Origin of the sequence: Bacillus cereus group sp. BfR-BA-01492 (assembly GCF_022662815.1) — a bacterium.
GTDB classification, from domain to species: Bacteria; Bacillota; Bacilli; order Bacillales; family Bacillaceae_G; genus Bacillus_A; species Bacillus_A cereus_BD.
In genome coordinates this window covers 141,439-160,388 of the sequence record NZ_JAKUEH010000008.1, presented here as the reverse complement: position 1 = coordinate 160,388, position 18,950 = coordinate 141,439, and the positions used below count along the sequence as shown (strand labels likewise).

Here is an 18,950-nt window from a genome sequence, read left to right as displayed (position 1 = left end):
GATGAAAAAATACTTTGTAGGAAAGGAAACTTACTAATTTCCTTCTATGAATTGTATCCTAAATCGTGGACACTTAAAAAAGTCCATGATTCGAGGCTTTTGTGTATTTTTCCCACTCATTCCTCTTTATCATGATTACTATTTTTAGGTGTATGTTATGATAAATACAAATAATTTGATAAGGGAGTTTCTTATGATTACACGAGAAAAATTTGAAGAGAAGCAAGTGTCTCTATATTTTATAGTACTAATAGTAGCCGCATTATTTGGTTTTATCTGGCCAAATCATGGCGAAAGGTTAGAGCTCATCATTTCATTCATTATTGCCTTATTAATGTACAGTATGTTTTCGCAAATCCCATTTATGTCATTGAAAAATGCATTTGGAAATTCTAGATTTATCAGTGCATTATTAACAACTAATTTTATTGTAGTACCTATTGTAGTATGGATTTTATCTCGACTTTTACCAGATAATCCTCCTTTATTACTCGGTTTTTATTTAGTATTATTAACACCTTGTATCGATTATGTAATTGTTTTTACTTCTTTAGGTAAGGGGAATGAAAAGCTTATTTTGATTTCTACACCTATACTCTTTATTGTGCAAATGTTACTATTACCTTTGTATTTATGGATATTTATGGGGGGTGAAACAGCAAAAATTGTTGAACCAGACCCTTTTATTGAAGCTTTTCTTGGGTTAATTATTTTGCCTCTTGGTATAGCTATTTTAATACAAATTATATCTCGAAAAACTTCAATGGGTAACAAAGTTTTAAATATTTCAGCTTGGCTTCCAGTTCCTTTTATGGCTTTGACTCTATTTGTAGTTGTTGCATCCCAAATAGGAAAACTTCCTGATTTTATAAATCAAGTTATTCAAGTTGTGCCTATATATATCGCTTTTATGGTAATTATGCCAATCATCGCTAAATATATTGCCAAATTATTCAAACTAGATGTTAGTTCAGGAAGAACACTTATTTTTAGTAGTTTTACCCGGAATTCTTTAGTAGTACTACCTCTTGGATTAGCTTTGCCAGATATAAGCACTTTAGTAGCAGCTATAATTGTTACTCAAACTATTGTTGAACTTATAAGTGAGCTAATTTATATACGTGTTGTACCAAATGTTCTGTTGCAGGATAAAACAATTAATTATGAAAAAACAAGCGTCTAACATTGAACTGTCCCCCGAACTGCGGACACTAAAAAAATGGTTCCGGTACAATACCGGAACCATCTTTTAAGTACTTGATTTTTAAAGATCTTTTTATGAAACTGTCCGTTTTAAAGGGTACCGTTCATCTCTTTTTTATCAAGTGAAACTTTCATTGCTAATAACTTATCTTCGTTTCACTTGATTCCTTACTATGCAACACTAGCAAGATAATTACCTTTTCGCTCTGATAGGTACACAAATTTCACAAAGATGGTTATCAACCATCTTTTTCATGTATCGCTCAAACACCGGTCTTGTATCTATTTCATAGTCGCTATTTAGCAAGTTGGGAAAAATTTCAATCCATGCTTTTTGAATCGCCTCTGCCGTATGCTCTACTTCATAAATCGCATATTTCCCGCCGGGTAATTCACTTTCAGCAACAAAATCGTCAATTGGTTCATTTTTTGCAATAACGATGCAAGCATCATAACGACAACTTTCAGGTGGCGTTATTTCTGGGTTGTCATGCGAAATTCCTAATACAATCGCCGTTTCATCTAAAAGTTTTTTCTCCGTAGCCCAACTTTTTAATTTCTCCATCGTTTGCACGTTACCTAACCCGTATGGACCAACTTGTCGCACATATGCAATTCGATATTTTGGTAAGTTCTCAATCTTACTATTCATATAACACTTCTCCCTTTTAAACATATTTACTACAAGTCAAAGATTATCACGATTTAAAAATTTAACCATCTTAATTTTTAAAATATTTTATATTTTTATATAACTGATATAGTGAAATTCCTTATCACACATCATGACAAAAACATCGTTTTATCTATAAAACAATGTTTTTTATTAAGATATAAAAAACACCTTTTAGCCTAACTAAAAGGTGTTTTTCAGTGTTATTAATGAATATCATGTTTTTTGAAGTTACCGCCTTTTACTTCTGCTACATCGTATACCGTAACAAAAGCATCCTTGTCAATTTCATGAATAAGTTCCTTCATTTTACTTTCTTCTAAACGGTTGATCACACATGTGATTTCTTTAAATTGTTCCTTTGAATAACCGCCATATACTTCATTATAGGTTGCACTTCGTCCTAAGCGTTCTCGAATTGTTTCTACCATTAAATCTGGTTCTTTCGTAATAATTTTAAATGTTTTCGATCCGCTTAAACCAACTTCAACAATGTGGATTACTTTAGATGCAATAAAATACGCAATCGCTGACAGGATCGCCCCTTGAAGACCGAACACCGCTGAAACAAAGATAAAAACAAACATATTTAAAAGCAAAATTAAATCACTTGTCCCAAACGGTAATTTACGAGACAGTAATACAGCTAACATATCAATTCCATCTAATGCGCCGCCATTACGAAGAGCAAGCCCCATCCCAAAGCCTATAATAATACCACCAACAACGGTAACTAGCAATGTGTCCCCTTCAATAATCGTTGGAATTTCGTGCATCAAGCTCGTACCAATTGCAAGTGAAGCAATACCGATAATAGAGAAAACAGCAAAACTTTTACCGATTTGCTTATATCCTAACCAAACAAACGGGATATTAATGACTCCAATTAGCACCCCTAATGGTAAACCAAATAGTTGTGAGCTAACGATACTTAAACCTGTTACTCCCCCATCCGATACGTTGTTTGGAATTAATACCGCTTCTAATCCATATGCTGTGATGAATGCCCCAATAATAATCATCAATACTTTTAAACATATTTTTAACTTTTTGGGCTTGTGTATGTTGATTTGACTCATGTTGTTTCCTCACTTCAAACTTATTTCTCTTTTGCTTATGCTGATTGAATCTGCTAGATTCTATTTTACCATATTATTAACAAACTACCCACCACCTACATTGCCTTTATAAAGGGAATGTTTCTAGTCATCGAATCGTATTTACTTAGCTAGTAACTACAAACAACATTTACAGTGGAACAGACGTTTAAAATAAAGTGAAACTTTACTTGACCAAAAAATAAGCTGCCTATAAGCCAGTTTATCAACTTATAAGCAGCTACCCCTTTTATATTTTTATAATCCCTAGCTCAAATTGAATATGTTTCATTTAACTTGCTTATATACGTTTATTTCAAATACAAAACCTTCGTTTAACTATACACAGGTTCTTTCTTGCTTAAACCAAGTGTCTTAGATGTCGATGTATGAATTTCTTGGAAAAGTTTTGGATTTTCTACTAATGAAACACCATAGGAAGGAATCATATGTTTTATTTTGTCTTCCCATTTTTCCATATATTGCGGGAAACATTTTTCTAATACTTCAAGCATGACGTTAACAGCTGTAGAAGCACCTGGAGAAGCACCAAGTAATGCAGCAATTGATCCATCAGCAGCACTAACAACTTCCGTACCAAATTGAAGCGTTCCTTTTCCACCAGTTTCAGTATCTTTAATAACTTGCACACGTTGGCCTGCTACTACTACATCCCAATCTTCACCTTTCGCATTCGGAATAAATTCGCGCAACTCTTCAACACGCTTTTCGTTCGACAGCAACACTTGCTGAATCAAATATTTTGTCAATGCCATCTCCTTTACACCTGCAGCGAGCATAGTAAGTACGTTATTTGGTTTTACAGAACCTAATAAATCAAGATTTGAGCCCGTTTTTAAAAATTTTGGTGAGAATCCAGCAAACGGTCCAAACAACAATGTCTTTTTATTGTCAATATATCTTGTATCAAGATGCGGAACAGACATTGGCGGAGCACCAACTTTCGCTTTTCCGTATACTTTCGCATGATGTTTCTCAATCACTTTTGGATTGTTACATACCATAAATAGTCCACTTACTGGGAATCCGCCGATATGTTTTGATTCAGGAATCCCTGTTTTTTGTAGTAAAGGTAAACTTCCACCACCAGCGCCAATAAAGACGAACTTTGCAGTATGATATTCAATTTTACCATTGTTCATATCATGAACTTTTACTTCCCATAATCCATTTTTCATGCGTTTAATATTTTCAACACTATGTTTATAATTTAATTCAACATTCTTGTTTTGTAAGTGTTCAAATAACATGCGTGTCAACGCACCAAAATTCACATCTGTTCCGGATTCCATTTTCGTTGCTGCTATCGGTTCATTTGATGTACGCCCCTCCATAATAAGCGGCACCCATTCCTTTAATTTTTCAGGGTCATCTGAAAATTCCATTCCTTGAAATAGCGGAATATTTGATAGCGCTTTAAAACGTTTTTTCAAAAATGTTACATTTTTTTCCCCTTGTACCAAACTCATATGAGGTATCGGCATAATAAATTTCTGCGGATTACGAATCAGATTGCTATTAACAAGATAGGACCAAAACTGTCTAGAAAGCTGAAATTGCTCATTAATTTTAAGGGCTTTTTTAATATCTATCGATCCGTCAGTTTTTTCGGATGTATAGTTAAGCTCACAAAGTGCAGAATGGCCTGTACCCGCATTATTCCATTCATTCGAGCTTTCTTCCCCTGCGCCCTCAAGTTTTTCAAACATTTTAATTTCCCATTCAGGTGCTAACTCTTTCAGTAATGATCCTAAAGTTGCGCTCATGATTCCAGCGCCAATTAAGATAACGTCTGTTTTTTTCTGCATGTTGCTCATGATAATCTCTCCATCCCCTATATTGGCAAAAAAGAATCGGCATCTATGCTCAAATAGAAAAAGCAATATGCCACCTAGGCCCCACCTAGGAATATATCTTTTTTGTCTCAATTATAACCATCTCATACTCTATTATAATAATTAATAGACTAAAATATCTAGTATTATCTGATAATTATTTATAGACTAAAATATCTGGTATTATTTTATGATGATGATTCGTCAAACGCGAATACATTCTTAAGAAACTTAAAGTGAACAAAACAAGGAGAAGCTGAAAAGCTTCTCCTCGTTTTAAGATGCGTGATCTTTCTTTTTCATTAATGTTCTTTTTTTCATTGCTTTCGTTAAATATCCACCTTTGAAAGAACGAATTTCATAAGAAGACATGAACGCTTTCGGCGCAATTCTGTTCACAATTTCCAACAGCTCTTGTTCTCTTGAACGCTTTGCCACAATGTCTAATCGATAACGAACAGAATTAATTCCTTCCCCTTCAAACAATGTAACACCAAATCCCGCATTTCTTAATTCATCCACTAGTTCATTACAACGATCTAACAAACTAACATGATACGTAATATAACCGATAGCTAATTTATTTTCTATATAACCACCTAATAAAAGACCGGCACTAAAACCAATTATATAGGCTACAATATTCATCCAATTTGATAAATCTTGAAATACAATCCCTAAACTTATAATATAGATTGCACCTTCGAGTAAACCAACACCAGCAGCGGATCTTGTTTGATTTTTTACAAGCAAAATCGTCCGGATTGTTAAAACAGGAACATAAATAATTTGAAGTACAAAAATCAGTAACGCTTGTAACATATATATCCACCTCTTTTCAAAAAGTCTTTTGTCATCATAACATACAAAACCTTGAGAAAGCGATGGTTTTCCTTGAAATTTTTTAAGAATTTTCTTATACGTCACATAGCGCTCTGCATGTAGTAAGTATACTTTCTATTTTTTCTTGTTTTCTTCTTTCACTAATTGCATATTTGCATAAGCTAAGTTTGCAATCATCAAAAAGTGCCCCCCTAAAATTCCCGTTCCAAATGCCCACATTTCCATTTCATGTTCAATTTCATACATAATAATGGCTCCTAATATCGCAGCTGCAAAACGATTTAAGATGCCGATCCCAGGAACTCGTTTCTTCAATATAATATTTCGTCCTATTTTCTCAACTCGTCTAGCTAATAACCAAAGACAATATGCACTTACTGCTAACCCAATCCCAAATCCGGTTACTTGTTTGGAAAACGGAGTAATCGTTCCTATCAGTAGCAAACCACTAAAAATCATATACAATTGCAGTCGATAAACGCGCAACGCCATTTGAATCAACAATATCCGCTCCTAGTTATCAATTTTATTTTGATTCAAAAAGAAAGCAGCCACCTAAACAGTTGCTGCTTGTTCTTGTTGATGATCAATTTTCCGAATTTCAATGCGCTTAATTTGATAAGAATCTTTTTCAAGCACTTTAAATTCATAATTCTCTGCTTCCACACATTGTCCTTCTTCAATCTCATGATTTTGCATCATAATCCATCCGCCAATTGTATCTACATCTTCTTCCTCAATGTGTAGACCAAATAAATCTTTCACTTCTGAAATCAACACTTTTCCATCCACAATCTTATGATGTTCATTTACGTGTTGGATGGGCGGATCTTCATCTTCATCATATTCGTCGCGAATTTCCCCAACAATTTCCTCTAATATATCTTCAAGCGTTACAATTCCAGCTGTTCCTCCGTACTCATCATATAATACAGCCATCGGAATTCGCTTCTTCTGCATTTGTAGAAGTAAATCATGAATTGGAGTTGTTTCCATCACTTCAATAATTGGGCGCATATACGCACGAATGGATGATAAGTCTTTTGTATCATTGTTCATATATCGAATAAAGAAATCTTTTACGTTCACCATACCGATAATATCATCTTTATCCTCTCCAAAGATTGGATAACGTGTATATCGCTCATTTTGGATAATTTTCATGTGTTCTTCTACTGAATCTTCAAGATAAAAACCAACAATCTCTGTTCGTGGCACCATTATCTCTTTAGCAATGCGGTTATCGAATTCAAAAATATTATTGACATATTTATATTCCGCTTGGTTAATTTCTCCACTTTCATAGCTCTCCGAAAGAATAAGACGTAATTCTTCTTCCGTATGTGCTACGTCATGCTCAGAAGCTGGTTTTAAGCCAAATAAACCTGTTACAACACGAGCTGAGCTATTTAGTATCCAAATAAACGGATACATCACTTTATAAAATATCATTAAAGGTCCAGCAAATAATAAAGTGATTCTTTCAGCCTTTTGAATTGCCATTGTTTTCGGAGCTAGTTCTCCAACTACAACATGCAAATATGTCATAATCATAAACGCAAGGCCAAAAGTTAACACATGTGAAATGGAAGGATTTAAATTCCACTTTTCAAACAATGGACGCAATAATTTTTCTATCGTCGGTTCACCTAGCCAACCAAGTCCCATCGCTGTAACTGTAATCCCTAATTGACAAGCAGATAAATATTCATCTAAATTCGTTGTTACTTTTTTTGCTGCTAGCGCACCGCGTTTGCCTTCCGCAACAAGCTGATCAATGCGACTTGAACGTACTTTTACAATCGCAAACTCCGCTGCTACGAAAAATCCAGTAAATGCGATTAAAATCGCAACCATGACTAAATTAAATATCTCCAATGAATCCCCTTAGTAAAAAACTAAGGTGTTCACCTCCTGTATACTATAATGTTTTCTCATTTACGTTTCTTTTCTTTAGAAAACATAGCGCTATACAGAAATTAAAGGGGATAGATGCAATTTACACTATAAAAACATCATTAGTGTTTGCATCAAAGCTGTCGTTTGACCAGATAAAGATTTTGATATTTTTTCTCGTTGTGAATCAGTCAATCCATCTAACAGAGGTTTTAACTGTGTTAACTCTGTTTCTAATCGTTGGATATGTTCTGTCACTTCGTTCACCTGTTTCGAAACGTGTTCATTGATACCGAGCAGCTTTTTCTTCTCCTCGATCCTCTCTTTAATCTCACAAAGCGGCATATGCATTTCTTTGCATTTCTCAATAAATTGTAGTGTTTCAAATGCTGTTTCGTCGTAATAGCGATAATTGGATTGAGATCGCTCCGCTTTTAAGATACCTAGATTCGTATAATAATCAATCGTTCGTTTCGAAACATGAGCCAAGTGAGCCAACTGTCCGATTCGATACACCTTCCCAACGATCTTCCCCCCTCATTTATATTAAGAACATCATACAATACATAAACTGTACAGTCAAACGTGATGGTTTTTTATTCACAATATGTGCTAACATTTCATTTCAAATGTCACCTGTATTCTATGTTTTCCTTCTATTTGTAAAGGTAGTATCTTTCTATTTATGTTACCATTAATTTATAAATATTCACACAATAGGAGGATTTCTATGGCATTGGACATGAAAGCAAACTGTCAAACATGCAACACTTCACTACAATTAGATTCGGAAGCTTATATTTGTACGTATGAATGTACATTTTGTGCTCCATGTACTGAAAACACGCATCATATTTGTCCAAATTGTGGAGGTGAATTAGTACGTAGACCAAAGAAAAAGAAATAACGTCATGTTTCAAATAAAAAAGAGTCGATCGACTCCTTTTTATTTGAAACATCTATTTAAAAATCCCTTTTAATGTATCACCAATTATAGTAGCTAAATATTCATACCCCTGCTCACTAAAATGCAATCCATCCCGTTCTTCATTCTCTAAAAATCTTTTATAATTGGATTCTTGTATCATAAGAGAATGTAAATCTAGAAAATGGCTTTTTGTTTCTTTCGCTACTTCTTCCATCACCTTTGCATACTGCTTTAACACTTCGTTTGTTCTCGCATGTTGTCTTTCCTCATCGACTGGCGCAGGACTAATAAGAAGTACCTTTTCTGGAGAAATGCTTCGCACAATTTTTGTTACATTTTCTTTATATTTTTCCTTTGGCACTTGCTTATGAAATGCCGCATCATTTGTCCCAAAAAAGACCGTTACAAAGTCTGGTTTCAAAGATAAAACATCCTCTTCTATTCTTCTTAAAGCATCTAATGTATCGTCACCAGGAACTCCCGCATTTACAACTTTCCACTCTGGAAATTGCTCTTGTAAGCGCGGGGTTAACCGACGTGCACCATTCCAAAATGTTTCATCGGCTGTAATGCTATCACCAAAACATACGAATGTGTTCATTTTTCTCTCTCCTTATTATGTATAAATATCTTACTTATTGTACCACCAGCTCATACTTTGTACTTTTTTGAATCCCCATCAATAGCACCGTTTCCAAGTAATTACTCCATGATTTCTGAAACATTCATTTTTCTTATTCCTACCTCACAAATATATAGAATTACCATAATAAAACCACCTTACTATGATTAGACAATTACGGGAAAAAACCTTTAGAAATTCTTATATTATATAAAGAAATACGATTTGTTTTTTATTGATAATGCAGTAGCTACTATTTTTCATTCTTCTTCTGCTTCTAATCATGTTGTCACTTCGCTCAGCTTCACAAATCCCCTCTCTTTGCTTTTATATTTAACAAATACGGGAATAATAAAAAAATACTTTAAACATATAGGAGGCATTGTATGAAACCTGATTTCTTGCAAGCAATTCAAAACGCTGTTGGTCATATTGAACACATTCATATTGAAGAAAGCGGAGTGGACAGCTTGCTCATTCATCATGATGATCCGAATAAGTTAACACAAGTTGCGAAAACATTAGAAAGTCAAAAATTCCATTCTGTAATAAGACATAACGGGTCAACATCATTTATTGAAGTCACCAACAAATGAAAAAAGTTCGGTCATATCCCGAACTTTTTTATCCTTACACTGAAATTTCAAATTCTCTTACATACACTGCTGTCCCTGCCACTTCAACATGCAATACATTATCTTTCTCTGTTCTCTGTACATACACTCGCACACGTCCATCCTTGTGTATCTCCTGTCCTTGTTCAACAATACATCTCATTTCCCGCTTTTTATCTTCTTTCAAAAATGTAGCATAATAGGCTCCCATTACACCAGAAGCTGTTCCTGTTACTGGATCTTCAATTGTTCCGGCATACGGTGATGAAAAATGACGACCATGCATATGCGCTTCTTCATGATACGTTTCGAAACAAAACGGATGAATAGATGCCTCAGGTATTTCTACTAAAATAGATGGAAATAGCTTATTATTTGGCCTCATCTTTTCGCAGGCAGCCAATGTTTTAATAGGTACTAATAATGTCCAAACCCCTGTACTTCCATATACAATTGGTAATGTTTCATCTATATCTTCTTCATGAAGACCAATGCTCCGTGCTATCTCTTCTTTAGAGCCATGAAATGCTTGAAACTGTGGTTCTACTTGGCGCATTCGAACATATACTTCTCCATTTCCATCTATTTCTACGTATACTGGCAAAATTCCAGCTTTCGTTTCAATCGAAAGGTCACGAGCCTCTTTCCATACTCCTCTTGTATAAAGAGCGTATATAGTAGCCACTGTTGCATGTCCACAAAGATTCATTTCATAACCTGGCGTGAAGTAACGAATCTTTATATCGGCAACATTTGAAGAGAATACAAAAGAGGTTTCGTTAAATCCTACCTTTTCCGCTATACGTTGCATCTCATAATCTGTTAACCCTTCTGCATCTAATACAATCCCCGCTGGATTTCCCATATTTGGTTTATGACTAAATGCCTCATAATGTAATACCTTTATTTTCTTCATTTTGTATCCCCTCACCTTACAGATTTTTTATAACCAAATTAATAGAAATAAAAAAGGGCCTACTCGTCGTTGAGCAGACCCTGTCATAGCATTACTACATCCAACGCTCTCCTTCTACAAATGATAGATGCATGATAGCATCAAACGATAAAGAGAGGTTTTATGAGTGTTTAATGGAACAGAAGGAAGTGAGCTTGTCCTGTCCAAAAAAGAGAGAAACTCCCTCTAGCAGACACCAATACTCTTCAGATACACATTGAGGTACCATTTTGGAAACTCTCCCCTATTCATTATATTGCTTCCTGCTCGTCTACATCCCTTGTTATTGTATGATTTCTAGATACGCATTATTTTTTAAGCCTCTCAACGAATAAAACTTAATATCCTGTCAATACTGTTGATAACCTTTTCTAACTTACCCAAGAGTTGAGCAGTTAGCTTTTGCTAGCTGCTCTTTTTTGAGTTCAAGAGATAAGCCATGCCTTATCTTACATCTCTTTGTTCGTAAGATTCTCGACACGATCAAGTATTTTTTCTAGCCTCTGTAAATCTTGTCATGATGTACTTAAAACATATTTATCTGTTGATGTAAATTGTACCCATTGCTCATCCTTCTACATCCATTCCTCCTTTTACAAAATGAAATTTGTATTATTTATTTCTCAACACCTAACATATAGAACCTAATTACTATTATTGGTAATATATAGTTAATCCATTAATTTTCTCTTATACACTTTTTTACAAAGGACCTGCACCCCATGGCAGGTCCTTTGTGTTTGTTGCTAAAGTAGTATTTTTGTTTCATTTTAAAATAGGCGAACTCTCACATTTTCATCACATAATATAAAATACCTAAATATAATATGGAACAAGGAGGTTTATAGCATATGCACCCATATCAGAATTCACATCCACATTATCCAATTAGAAATAACCATCCAAGTTCAAATATACAATACTTAATGCAACGAATGACTAGGTTTGAAAATCGTTTAGATCATCTCATTAAGCTAATTGAAGATAGCAATCAATTGTTACGATCCATTGAGCAACAAAAACAAATTATTTCCAATGGTGGTGGATCGGTTATTGTACGAATGTAAATAAATGATTGTGATTTTAAATATTAGTTAAACTCACAATCATTTATAAAATACAACATTATATAAACTGAGAAGTATGATAATTATAACATTTAGACATAATTATAACTAAAGTTTTTTTGAATATAACATTATAAGGAGACATTTTATGGAAAACAACAGAAACGGAATACTCGCTTTAGTTGTTTTTGCTTTAGGTTTAGCTTTTTTTGTTGTTGGGATGATTTATTCATTGTGGGGAGCATTTTGAAGCTGTAATACGAGCAAAGACACTTAAAAGCTCAAACTGCCTCAAAAGCCCTAGCTTGTTGAAGCATGCACCGATACTTTTGCTACTGTCTACACAGTAGCTTTTTTTAATCAAATATTATGTATTTTTCTTAAACATTATACTCTTCGGAAACTCATACAACCACTTCTTGAAGGTTTGCACAAATGCTATTACAAATTTTCTATTCAAGCGCCTAATTTACATATAGCCCTACTATCATTAAAAATTAATTACCGATATTGCCTTCTATAGCTACTGCTCTAACTTTCGTAAGTTATTTTCCCTTTATAATTCGTATTTATCTATTTCATTACAATACATTGTCTAAATACGCATTCATATACCACTAAGTTCATTTAATCAATATAAATACAAATATTGATTTTAAAAATGAAAATGATGCGCTCTCATCAATCAAATCATCCTAAATAGTTGGATAAGGGTATTTTAAATAACTTTAAAAGGGGATACCACACTGTTTGTAGTATCTCCCTTCCTAAAAGAATGTATGAGTGTTATTAAATACTTACATAGCTTATTCAATCACTATATACTTCATATGATTAACACTTATACTAGAAATACACTATAACAAACCTTTCCCAACTTCCAGCTACATAGCTATTAGCTACTAATTCTTTCCCACCATTAGCCGATACATATCTTCCATTACTAAGAGCTTGCAATACATATATTCTACTATCCCCGCCATTATATAACATAAATTTTTCCCAAGAACCGATAGATGTACGATCTGCTACTACTCTACCATTTGGTTCAAAAGACACATATCTTCCATTACTTTTTGCTTTTAAAGCATACGTATATAGTTCACCGGTAGGAATTAGTTCAAACTTTTCCCAATCATTCACTACATTACGATTAGCTATTACATTCCCATTCGGTTCTGCAGAAACATATTGTAAATGAGCTGCCTGTAGAGCTATCGTCCAACTTCCATGAATAAAATGAACTCCTTTTAGCGAATCCATATTTGTTTGACTAGCTGCCAACGCTTCATTCGATGGGCGTGCTACTATCATAATGAATACAACGAGGGACAACAGAATTGCAGATAACTTTTTAAAATTCCGACTACTGTTTATATGTACAATCGAGCTCTTCATTCCCATTCCTCCTTTTATATAATCAAACTACAACTATACAATAGCAAAAAATGTAAATATATGTAACATGAAGGTGGTTTTATCAATAAATACTGTATTATTCTGTTTATTTTTTCGCAAATAAGTTGTAATCAGCAAATATCGTTTGATAATTTTATTTCAATCAATTTAGTAATGCATGCTTTGAAAACAAATTTGATAAAAAATTCCTCCCCTTGCCTCATATGATAATTGTAAATTACTCCTAATTTTTATTATTTTGTTTTTGAAGAATAATCTGTAATAGATTTCTACATGTTCAATAACCATCGATGGTTGCTAAATATGCAAGTAAAACATTGCATATTTTGTATAAAACCCCACTTCGCTATAGGAAAGTCCAGCTATAGCAACACATTAGCTGGACTTCTTCTCATTTGTACACTACTATTTCTTATGCGAAAACAGCACTTCTCAACTCTCTTTTTAAAACTTTACCTAATGAGGTTTTGGGTAAATACTCCACAAACTTTACTTCTGGTATTTTATAACTTGCTAATTTTTTCTAAAAAAATTTAATCAAAACTCATTTAGAAATCTTTGATTAAAAAGATAGAGTATCGCATCTTTATTCAAAAGTTGTTCTAATTGCTTTATATGAACTTATTAATCTCTCTTTCCTCTTTTAGCTTCTTCTGATGTTCTGCAGCTATTACAAAATACCCGACATTAACCTATGGTGTAGGCACGAACAAAAGACTAGATCACAAGACCTAACCCTTACTTATTTTTAGCTTTGTTTTACATATCTAGTTGTATTGGATGATTTATCATTAAACAACTGTAAGTTCTTTCTATCAAAATTTTGAACTTTATAAGCAATGTCTTTGTGAACAACTTCTGCTTCTACCCCATTTGACATTTGCTTCGTAATATGAAGGTTTAATGTTAAAGAATTTTTATCATAATCCCATGTACCTTCTATATGATTGGTTTTATTTGGATAATCACCTGCATTGTAAACTTCAAAAGTTTTAGAACTTCCACCTTTTAAAATAAATATTAACTTGAATCCCTCAGTAGTCTGTACTCCCCAGTTACCGATTAGTTCCGTACCGTCTACTACATTACTTTGAACTGCATCATAGTCAATTCCTTCTTTCTTATCTAGGTCCTTTGTTTCTTTGTTAGATACAGTACCGTCTCCTCTTTTTGCTAGTTCACCTTTCTTCTTGGCTATGTTTGCTGTAGCTTCTTTCCAATACTTACCTCCTTCTGCTATCATATTTAATGAAGTTTTCATCTTCTCTTCATCCATTTCTTTTACAGACTCTAGTTGAAGAGTATAGGCCTTACTGTAAGTATCCATCGCTTTAATTACAGTTTGATGGTCTTCTTTAAATTCATTAGGTGGGTTTACTTCTTTAATACTTTTTGTCGTCACTTTTACTCTCTCAACTAATCCTTCAAACTCCTTTATCTTCTCAGCTTCAGTTTTATTTGAAGTAGCCATTGTCTGTATATCAACACCCGTTTTAATTAATTCAGCAGCTAAAGCCATAATTTTAGAAGGATACTCTTTTACTGTTAGTTGATCCCCTTTTACCGCTGTTTGTTCATCTTCTTTCTTCTCAGTAGAAGACTTATCTTCCTTTTTACTTGTTGATGGTTTATCTTCATCTTGTACTGTAGTCGCTGCTTTCTTAGAATCTTTCTCTGATGAGTCTGTTCCACAACCTCCTAATAGCATAAGTGGAAGTGCAAAACATACTAGATTCTTTGCTTTCATAATTTTCCATCCCTTTTATTATTTTATTTGCCGCTCTCTCCCTCTGTTCCCCAGAAAAAATGGCATTATATATTAATAAAAGGTGCTTTCGTCAATAGAAAACACCTTTTAGTCATCAACTATTATTTGATAGTCTTAAACTTTTTACAAGATGATCACATGTTCATAACTTTCTCTTTTAAAAAATTAAGCAATATACGGCTCCATGAACGAGGCGGTAAGTACAGCATGAACATCTTTAAATTAACGTAAAACAATTTGGTTTCTCTGCTAATTTCGCATACGAAAACCAAATGACAGCATCTCTACCACTTCCCGCATCGTATTCAATATATTCAAAAAATTAAATATTTAGTTTTACAATCATTTCAATATTACCATATTTACCCCCAAATGTTAAAATTTTTTCTATCTAAATAATAACGGGCTAATCATAATTGCTAACCTCACGCCTTTATTATAACTCCTAACTCACACCATTTTTTAAATATATCCATTTGATGATAAGGTTTTGATCCTTATTGTTCGTGCTTTTCTTTCTACATGCTTTTCTGTGATAGATCCATCCTCATGTTGAATTTGTTCTATCTCCGTCTCTTTACTAGCAATTTCTTGTTCCTGTACTATGTGTAGATCATCATTACCAATCATTCAATTTACAAATCTACTTGCCATTAGTAATGCTAGTTGTCCAGATATGACTTAAATGGATTAACATCGAAAGAATATATACTAGAACAATTATTGAATAAATTTAAACAAAAAATAGAAAAAGTTTATTGGATCAAATTAGAAAAATGTAGATTCTCTGGCTACATTGAATCATCCATCTAACAAAGACATAAAAATAACGATGGTTCTACCTAAACAAAATAAAAACGGAGATTGGTTAGCGTATGGTTTTACTAGTAAAGAAACCTTGGATGCTTTCATTGAAAAAGATAAACAAAGACTAAAAAATAAAATACAGCCCCTAGGTAGTGGTGCTGGTAGTACTGATTTCTATGAACATAAAAATAAAGGTGGACAATATATTTATTGGAGCAGTGGGTTTAAAAACTTGCCTTCTAGTTGGAATGACAGAATCTCTTCCGTAAGTACGGCATCACCTTCTGCAAGCTATTCGACAACACTATGGGAGCATACTTCAACTCAAGGATATGGCAAAGGCGTCTTATTTAGACACTCTGATTGGTATGGCAAAACTGCGAATCTAGCTCCGGATTGGAACGATAAGGCTTCAGCAATTGAAATCAAGAAGTGATGGGAGATTTCAATTGACTAGGTGAAGAAATTGAATAATTACTATTCTCTCATCGATTTAGAAGAAATGAGAGAATAGTGATTTTTTAGAATGTTTTCGCACCGAGAAACAGAGCGATTATCTCACTTTTTTAGCCCCATACCATCCACATTCTCTCCAAATACCTTTTAAGAAAAAACATGGATAAAGTAATAAATATAAATTAGGGATCCACCAAGAAATGTCGAAATCTAAACGGATTGTCCAAAATGCTAAAGCTTGTAATCCTGAACAAAAAGTTAAAATTAATGATAAGAACGCAAAATGGCTCCAAGTATGCTTTTGTTTAGCATACAAATATAAACTTACAAATCCCGTCAATGAGATGAATAAATCCAATGGTAGAAAAGACCAGTTCCATGCTACTAAAATAGGATCTTGATAATCTTTAAACAAATATTCTTGTGGAATCATATGAAAAATTGTTATGAACCAATATATAATAAATCCAATATCAGTAATAAGGAAAAAATATTTTAAACGATTCAACGTATACGTTCCTCCACTTCTTCTTTTTTCTTCTCTTCATGTGCCGTACTATTCAAATTTAAGATCACGACTCCAATTAAAATAAAAAGCATCGCTAGTATCTTAATCACATTGATACTTTCTCCAAAATAAAAGAAACCAATGATTGTAAATGATGTTAAATATTCGCACGAGGCTCCTCTAGTCTCTCCTTACTTCTCCAGTTAAACAAACTTTCAGGCCTAGTTTGCTGCCCTGGTTTCACAAACAACATCGCTCCCATTGCAATAGCGGCCAATACGGCAGCTACAATAAACATAGAAGGGTATCCGTAACTTACAACTAAGTATCCAGTTAAAGTCGGAGCTAAGATTGTCGCGATATTTGCAATAAAATGCATAATTCCACTATAGGTTCCTGCTTGAACAGGAGCTGTGTCGACAATAATTGCCCAAAATAATGAACTTGGCAAGAAAGCAAATGCATTTCCAAGTGACATAAGCGCTAGTACAGCCACATAATTATCCATCGCTGGAATGAAACTAAAGCAAAGTGCTGTAAGGAATAAAGCGATAATCGGCAACCCCGTTCGAGCTAAACGAAGATTTCCTGTTTTACGTAAAATACGATCCGATAGCTTCGCCCCTAACGGCAAAGTAATACAAGCGCCAAGCCAAGGAATCATGCCAAGATACCAAAGAGAAGATAATTCAAAATGGAATACATCTTGCAAATATTTCGGTGTCCAAGTTAATATTAAGAAATTAATATACTGAAAACAAAAATATGCTAATGTAACCAAAACAAATGTTGGAACTTTAAAAAAGGAATACCATGGCTCTTTTTTGATTCCTTTTTCTACTTTTACCGATTGAAGTACACCTTCAGCACTTCGTATTTCAGCTAGTTCTTCTTTCGTTACTCGCGGGTGATTTTCAGGCATATTGGTAAAAGTAAAATACCAAATAATCGCCCATACAATTCCAATTGCACCAAGGATAAAAAACATCATTTTCCAGCTTGTAAAAGAGAGTAACAGAACCGCTACAGGTGCAGTTAACACTGCGCCTAACGGAACACCAACAAAACCAAGAGATGTTAGAAAGGCTCTTTCTTTTGGCGCTGCCCAGTTTGCTGCTGTCTTATTCGAAACCGCGAAAGATGGCCCTTCTGTGAATCCAAATAAAACGCGAAACAGAGCAAATCCCGCTAAAGCAGAGCCCCCCAAAACAGCCATTCCTATTTCTCCAGCAAAAGCTGTCGCAATTTCAAAAATGGACCATGTCGTTGCTGCTGCAATCCATACAAACTTTGGTCCTTTTTCATCTGAAAAAATACCTCCTAATAAAGAACCAATCATGTAACCGTAACCAAAATACCCTAATATCGCTCCCCATTCCTTCGGATCAAAGCCATATTCTTTTATAATAAAAGACTGTGCATAGGCGATAGCTCCGCGATCAATATAATTCACCATCGTAATTAACGTAAGCATCGCAAAAACATAATAGCGGAATTTGTTCTTCATCAAACTCCCCACTCCCTCTCGTATACTCTTGTTTTTCCCTCTAATCTTTTAATAGAATGACATGAACCTTTCCAGGGCCATGAACGCCAAAAGCTAACTCCATTTCAATATCACCCGTCCTGCTTGGACCAGTAATAAAGTTAATACAAGTAGGTAGTCCATTTGGAACGTATTCATGCACTGCAGTCACTCCTTCTGTTAAGCGTCTATAGATGGTTTGTTCCGAAAGGATTGCCACATAAACTGGCGGCAAAATACTAACTAAACGCCCACGCCCACCGCCATTCCATAAAACAACCGTTCCTGTTTCTGCTAGTCCCATTTCAGCATAAGTAATTCCCATATCTGCTCGAGCTACATAGTCTCGTAGTTCCCTTTCATCACCCTTACTCTGCCAAATTCGATGAGAGATGAAATTTTTTGTTAAATACTCTCCTATTTCAAGCTGGTGCAATCTCTCATCATCCCAATACACCGCCGATTGAACATCAAATTTTTCCGCAACGTACTGAAGGGTATTCTCTATTTCTGAGCGATATATGTGACTTACTTCTGTATGTAACGCATGTAAATTTGCAATAAACTGTTCTACTAACGTTTCGTGATCTATCTCTTTAGGAAAGTGCCTAAGCGGATTGTTATTCCACTTAGGCGGGATTACCCCAGAGCGGCGGTTTCGCCCTAGTTTACGTGCAATATTGTTTAAAAAAGATTCTTGTACGTCTGTCATG

General features: G+C 34.3%; 20 protein-coding genes and 2 pseudogenes. 5 read left to right on the top strand and 17 right to left on the bottom strand.

Annotated elements, in window-relative coordinates:
* Positions 1 to 193 precede the first annotated feature (193 nt).
* Positions 194 to 1,183 carry an arsenic resistance protein gene (locus tag MR063_RS12390; protein ID WP_242198098.1) on the top strand — a complete coding sequence of 330 codons (990 nt, stop codon included), beginning with the start codon at positions 194 to 196 and terminating at the stop codon, positions 1,181 to 1,183.
* A gap of 213 nt (positions 1,184 to 1,396) precedes the next feature.
* Here MR063_RS12390 and MR063_RS12385 read toward each other — a convergent pair whose 3' ends face one another.
* The 7 genes from MR063_RS12385 to MR063_RS12355 all read right to left on the bottom strand — a co-directional run bounded on the left by MR063_RS12385 (position 1,397) and on the right by MR063_RS12355 (position 8,084).
* A complete protein-coding gene (locus tag MR063_RS12385) occupies positions 1,397 to 1,855 on the bottom strand; it encodes an AraC family transcriptional regulator (protein ID WP_242198096.1) in 459 nt (152 codons plus the stop codon).
* Between the two features lie 227 nt (positions 1,856 to 2,082).
* Positions 2,083 to 2,955 carry a YitT family protein gene (locus tag MR063_RS12380; RefSeq protein ID WP_242198094.1) on the bottom strand — a complete coding sequence of 291 codons (873 nt, stop codon included), beginning with the start codon at positions 2,953 to 2,955 and terminating at the stop codon, positions 2,083 to 2,085.
* A 353-nt stretch (positions 2,956 to 3,308) separates the two neighbouring features.
* Complete coding sequence (locus tag MR063_RS12375) at positions 3,309 to 4,811, bottom strand: malate:quinone oxidoreductase (RefSeq protein ID WP_242198093.1); 1,503 nt, start codon at positions 4,809 to 4,811, stop codon at positions 3,309 to 3,311.
* A 294-nt stretch (positions 4,812 to 5,105) separates the two neighbouring features.
* Positions 5,106 to 5,651 (bottom strand): DUF2179 domain-containing protein, encoded by a 546-nt coding sequence (locus MR063_RS12370; protein ID WP_012094592.1) that lies wholly within the window; start codon positions 5,649 to 5,651, stop codon positions 5,106 to 5,108.
* A gap of 135 nt (positions 5,652 to 5,786) precedes the next feature.
* Positions 5,787 to 6,173, bottom strand: coding sequence for an ATP synthase subunit I (locus MR063_RS12365; RefSeq protein WP_242143321.1), 387 nt, complete (start codon positions 6,171 to 6,173; stop codon positions 5,787 to 5,789).
* Between the two features lie 54 nt (positions 6,174 to 6,227).
* Positions 6,228 to 7,550, bottom strand: a complete 1,323-nt coding sequence (locus MR063_RS12360; RefSeq protein WP_242198091.1) for a hemolysin family protein — start codon at positions 7,548 to 7,550, stop codon at positions 6,228 to 6,230.
* A 126-nt stretch (positions 7,551 to 7,676) separates the two neighbouring features.
* Positions 7,677 to 8,084 (bottom strand): MerR family transcriptional regulator, encoded by a 408-nt coding sequence (locus MR063_RS12355; RefSeq protein WP_012094595.1) that lies wholly within the window; start codon positions 8,082 to 8,084, stop codon positions 7,677 to 7,679.
* A 214-nt stretch (positions 8,085 to 8,298) separates the two neighbouring features.
* Here MR063_RS12355 and MR063_RS12350 point away from each other — a divergent pair, with 214 nt between their 5' ends.
* Positions 8,299 to 8,475 carry a DUF1272 domain-containing protein gene (locus MR063_RS12350; protein ID WP_242198089.1) on the top strand — a complete coding sequence of 59 codons (177 nt, stop codon included), beginning with the start codon at positions 8,299 to 8,301 and terminating at the stop codon, positions 8,473 to 8,475.
* Positions 8,476 to 8,527: 52 nt separating this feature from the next.
* On the opposite strand, the gene MR063_RS12345 is transcribed toward MR063_RS12350, so the two are convergent.
* Positions 8,528 to 9,097: an SGNH/GDSL hydrolase family protein gene (locus tag MR063_RS12345; RefSeq protein WP_242198087.1), complete on the bottom strand. Its 570-nt coding sequence runs from the start codon at positions 9,095 to 9,097 to the stop codon at positions 8,528 to 8,530.
* A gap of 407 nt (positions 9,098 to 9,504) precedes the next feature.
* On the opposite strand from MR063_RS12345, the gene MR063_RS12340 reads away from it, so the two are divergent.
* Entirely contained in the window at positions 9,505 to 9,714 is a 210-nt protein-coding gene (locus tag MR063_RS12340; protein WP_242198086.1) for a hypothetical protein, read from the top strand.
* Between the two features lie 34 nt (positions 9,715 to 9,748).
* Here MR063_RS12340 and MR063_RS12335 read toward each other — a convergent pair whose 3' ends face one another.
* A complete protein-coding gene (locus MR063_RS12335) occupies positions 9,749 to 10,648 on the bottom strand; it encodes a PhzF family phenazine biosynthesis isomerase (protein ID WP_242198084.1) in 900 nt (299 codons plus the stop codon).
* Between the two features lie 890 nt (positions 10,649 to 11,538).
* On the opposite strand from MR063_RS12335, the gene MR063_RS12330 reads away from it, so the two are divergent.
* Complete coding sequence (locus MR063_RS12330) at positions 11,539 to 11,754, top strand: hypothetical protein (protein WP_242198082.1); 216 nt, start codon at positions 11,539 to 11,541, stop codon at positions 11,752 to 11,754.
* Positions 11,755 to 12,600: 846 nt separating this feature from the next.
* On the opposite strand, the gene MR063_RS12325 is transcribed toward MR063_RS12330, so the two are convergent.
* From MR063_RS12325 to MR063_RS12315, 4 genes and pseudogenes are all read right to left on the bottom strand, one after another.
* Positions 12,601 to 13,152, bottom strand: coding sequence for a fascin domain-containing protein (locus MR063_RS12325; RefSeq protein WP_242198080.1), 552 nt, complete (start codon positions 13,150 to 13,152; stop codon positions 12,601 to 12,603).
* A 433-nt stretch (positions 13,153 to 13,585) separates the two neighbouring features.
* Positions 13,586 to 13,696 (bottom strand): annotated as a pseudogene (locus tag MR063_RS22300) (class I adenylate-forming enzyme family protein); the annotation flags it as partial.
* Positions 13,697 to 13,921: 225 nt separating this feature from the next.
* The gene (locus MR063_RS12320) at positions 13,922 to 14,920 is read right to left on the bottom strand and encodes a DUF3994 domain-containing protein (protein WP_242198078.1); all 999 of its coding nucleotides are present in this window, start codon (positions 14,918 to 14,920) and stop codon (positions 13,922 to 13,924) included.
* 483 nt (positions 14,921 to 15,403) lie between these two features.
* On the bottom strand, positions 15,404 to 15,571 hold the full coding sequence (locus tag MR063_RS12315) for a hypothetical protein (RefSeq protein ID WP_242198076.1): 168 nt from the start codon (positions 15,569 to 15,571) through the stop codon (positions 15,404 to 15,406).
* Positions 15,572 to 15,728: 157 nt separating this feature from the next.
* Here MR063_RS12315 and MR063_RS12310 point away from each other — a divergent pair, with 157 nt between their 5' ends.
* On the top strand, positions 15,729 to 16,184 hold the full coding sequence (locus tag MR063_RS12310) for a hypothetical protein (protein ID WP_242198195.1): 456 nt from the start codon (positions 15,729 to 15,731) through the stop codon (positions 16,182 to 16,184).
* Positions 16,185 to 16,301: 117 nt separating this feature from the next.
* Here MR063_RS12310 and MR063_RS12305 read toward each other — a convergent pair whose 3' ends face one another.
* From MR063_RS12305 to MR063_RS12290, 4 genes and pseudogenes are all read right to left on the bottom strand, one after another.
* Positions 16,302 to 16,712, bottom strand: coding sequence for a DUF5360 family protein (locus tag MR063_RS12305; RefSeq protein WP_242198074.1), 411 nt, complete (start codon positions 16,710 to 16,712; stop codon positions 16,302 to 16,304).
* A pseudogene (locus MR063_RS12300) lies at positions 16,709 to 16,861 on the bottom strand (DMT family transporter); the annotation flags it as partial. The pseudogene MR063_RS12300 and the gene MR063_RS12305, both read right to left, overlap by 4 nt.
* 8 nt (positions 16,862 to 16,869) lie before the next feature.
* Complete coding sequence (locus MR063_RS12295; RefSeq protein ID WP_242198072.1) at positions 16,870 to 18,219, bottom strand: MFS transporter; 1,350 nt, start codon at positions 18,217 to 18,219, stop codon at positions 16,870 to 16,872.
* A gap of 40 nt (positions 18,220 to 18,259) precedes the next feature.
* Positions 18,260 to 18,949, bottom strand: a complete 690-nt coding sequence (locus MR063_RS12290) for a LutC/YkgG family protein (protein ID WP_242198071.1) — start codon at positions 18,947 to 18,949, stop codon at positions 18,260 to 18,262.
* Position 18,950: the final 1 nt, after the last annotated feature.

Bases quoted from the DNA above. Each gene is read 5' to 3' on its own strand.
- MR063_RS12345 (WP_242198087.1), bottom strand. From the start codon at position 9,097: ATGAACACATTCGTATGTTTTGGTGATAGCATTACAGCCGATGAAACA.
- MR063_RS12375 (WP_242198093.1), bottom strand. From the start codon at position 4,811: ATGAGCAACATGCAGAAAAAAACAGACGTTATCTTAATTGGCGCTGGA.
- MR063_RS12350 (WP_242198089.1), top strand. From the start codon at position 8,299: ATGGCATTGGACATGAAAGCAAACTGTCAAACATGCAACACTTCACTA.
- MR063_RS12390 (WP_242198098.1), top strand. From the start codon at position 194: ATGATTACACGAGAAAAATTTGAAGAGAAGCAAGTGTCTCTATATTTT.
- MR063_RS12370 (WP_012094592.1), bottom strand. From the start codon at position 5,651: ATGTTACAAGCGTTACTGATTTTTGTACTTCAAATTATTTATGTTCCT.
- MR063_RS12320 (WP_242198078.1), bottom strand. From the start codon at position 14,920: ATGAAAGCAAAGAATCTAGTATGTTTTGCACTTCCACTTATGCTATTA.
- MR063_RS12385 (WP_242198096.1), bottom strand. From the start codon at position 1,855: ATGAATAGTAAGATTGAGAACTTACCAAAATATCGAATTGCATATGTG.
- MR063_RS12315 (WP_242198076.1), bottom strand. From the start codon at position 15,571: ATGATTGGTAATGATGATCTACACATAGTACAGGAACAAGAAATTGCT.
- MR063_RS12330 (WP_242198082.1), top strand. From the start codon at position 11,539: ATGCACCCATATCAGAATTCACATCCACATTATCCAATTAGAAATAAC.
- MR063_RS12290 (WP_242198071.1), bottom strand. From the start codon at position 18,949: ATGACAGACGTACAAGAATCTTTTTTAAACAATATTGCACGTAAACTA.
- MR063_RS12340 (WP_242198086.1), top strand. From the start codon at position 9,505: ATGAAACCTGATTTCTTGCAAGCAATTCAAAACGCTGTTGGTCATATT.
- MR063_RS12335 (WP_242198084.1), bottom strand. From the start codon at position 10,648: ATGAAGAAAATAAAGGTATTACATTATGAGGCATTTAGTCATAAACCA.
- MR063_RS12295 (WP_242198072.1), bottom strand. From the start codon at position 18,219: ATGAAGAACAAATTCCGCTATTATGTTTTTGCGATGCTTACGTTAATT.
- MR063_RS12325 (WP_242198080.1), bottom strand. From the start codon at position 13,152: ATGAAGAGCTCGATTGTACATATAAACAGTAGTCGGAATTTTAAAAAG.
- MR063_RS12380 (WP_242198094.1), bottom strand. From the start codon at position 2,955: ATGAGTCAAATCAACATACACAAGCCCAAAAAGTTAAAAATATGTTTA.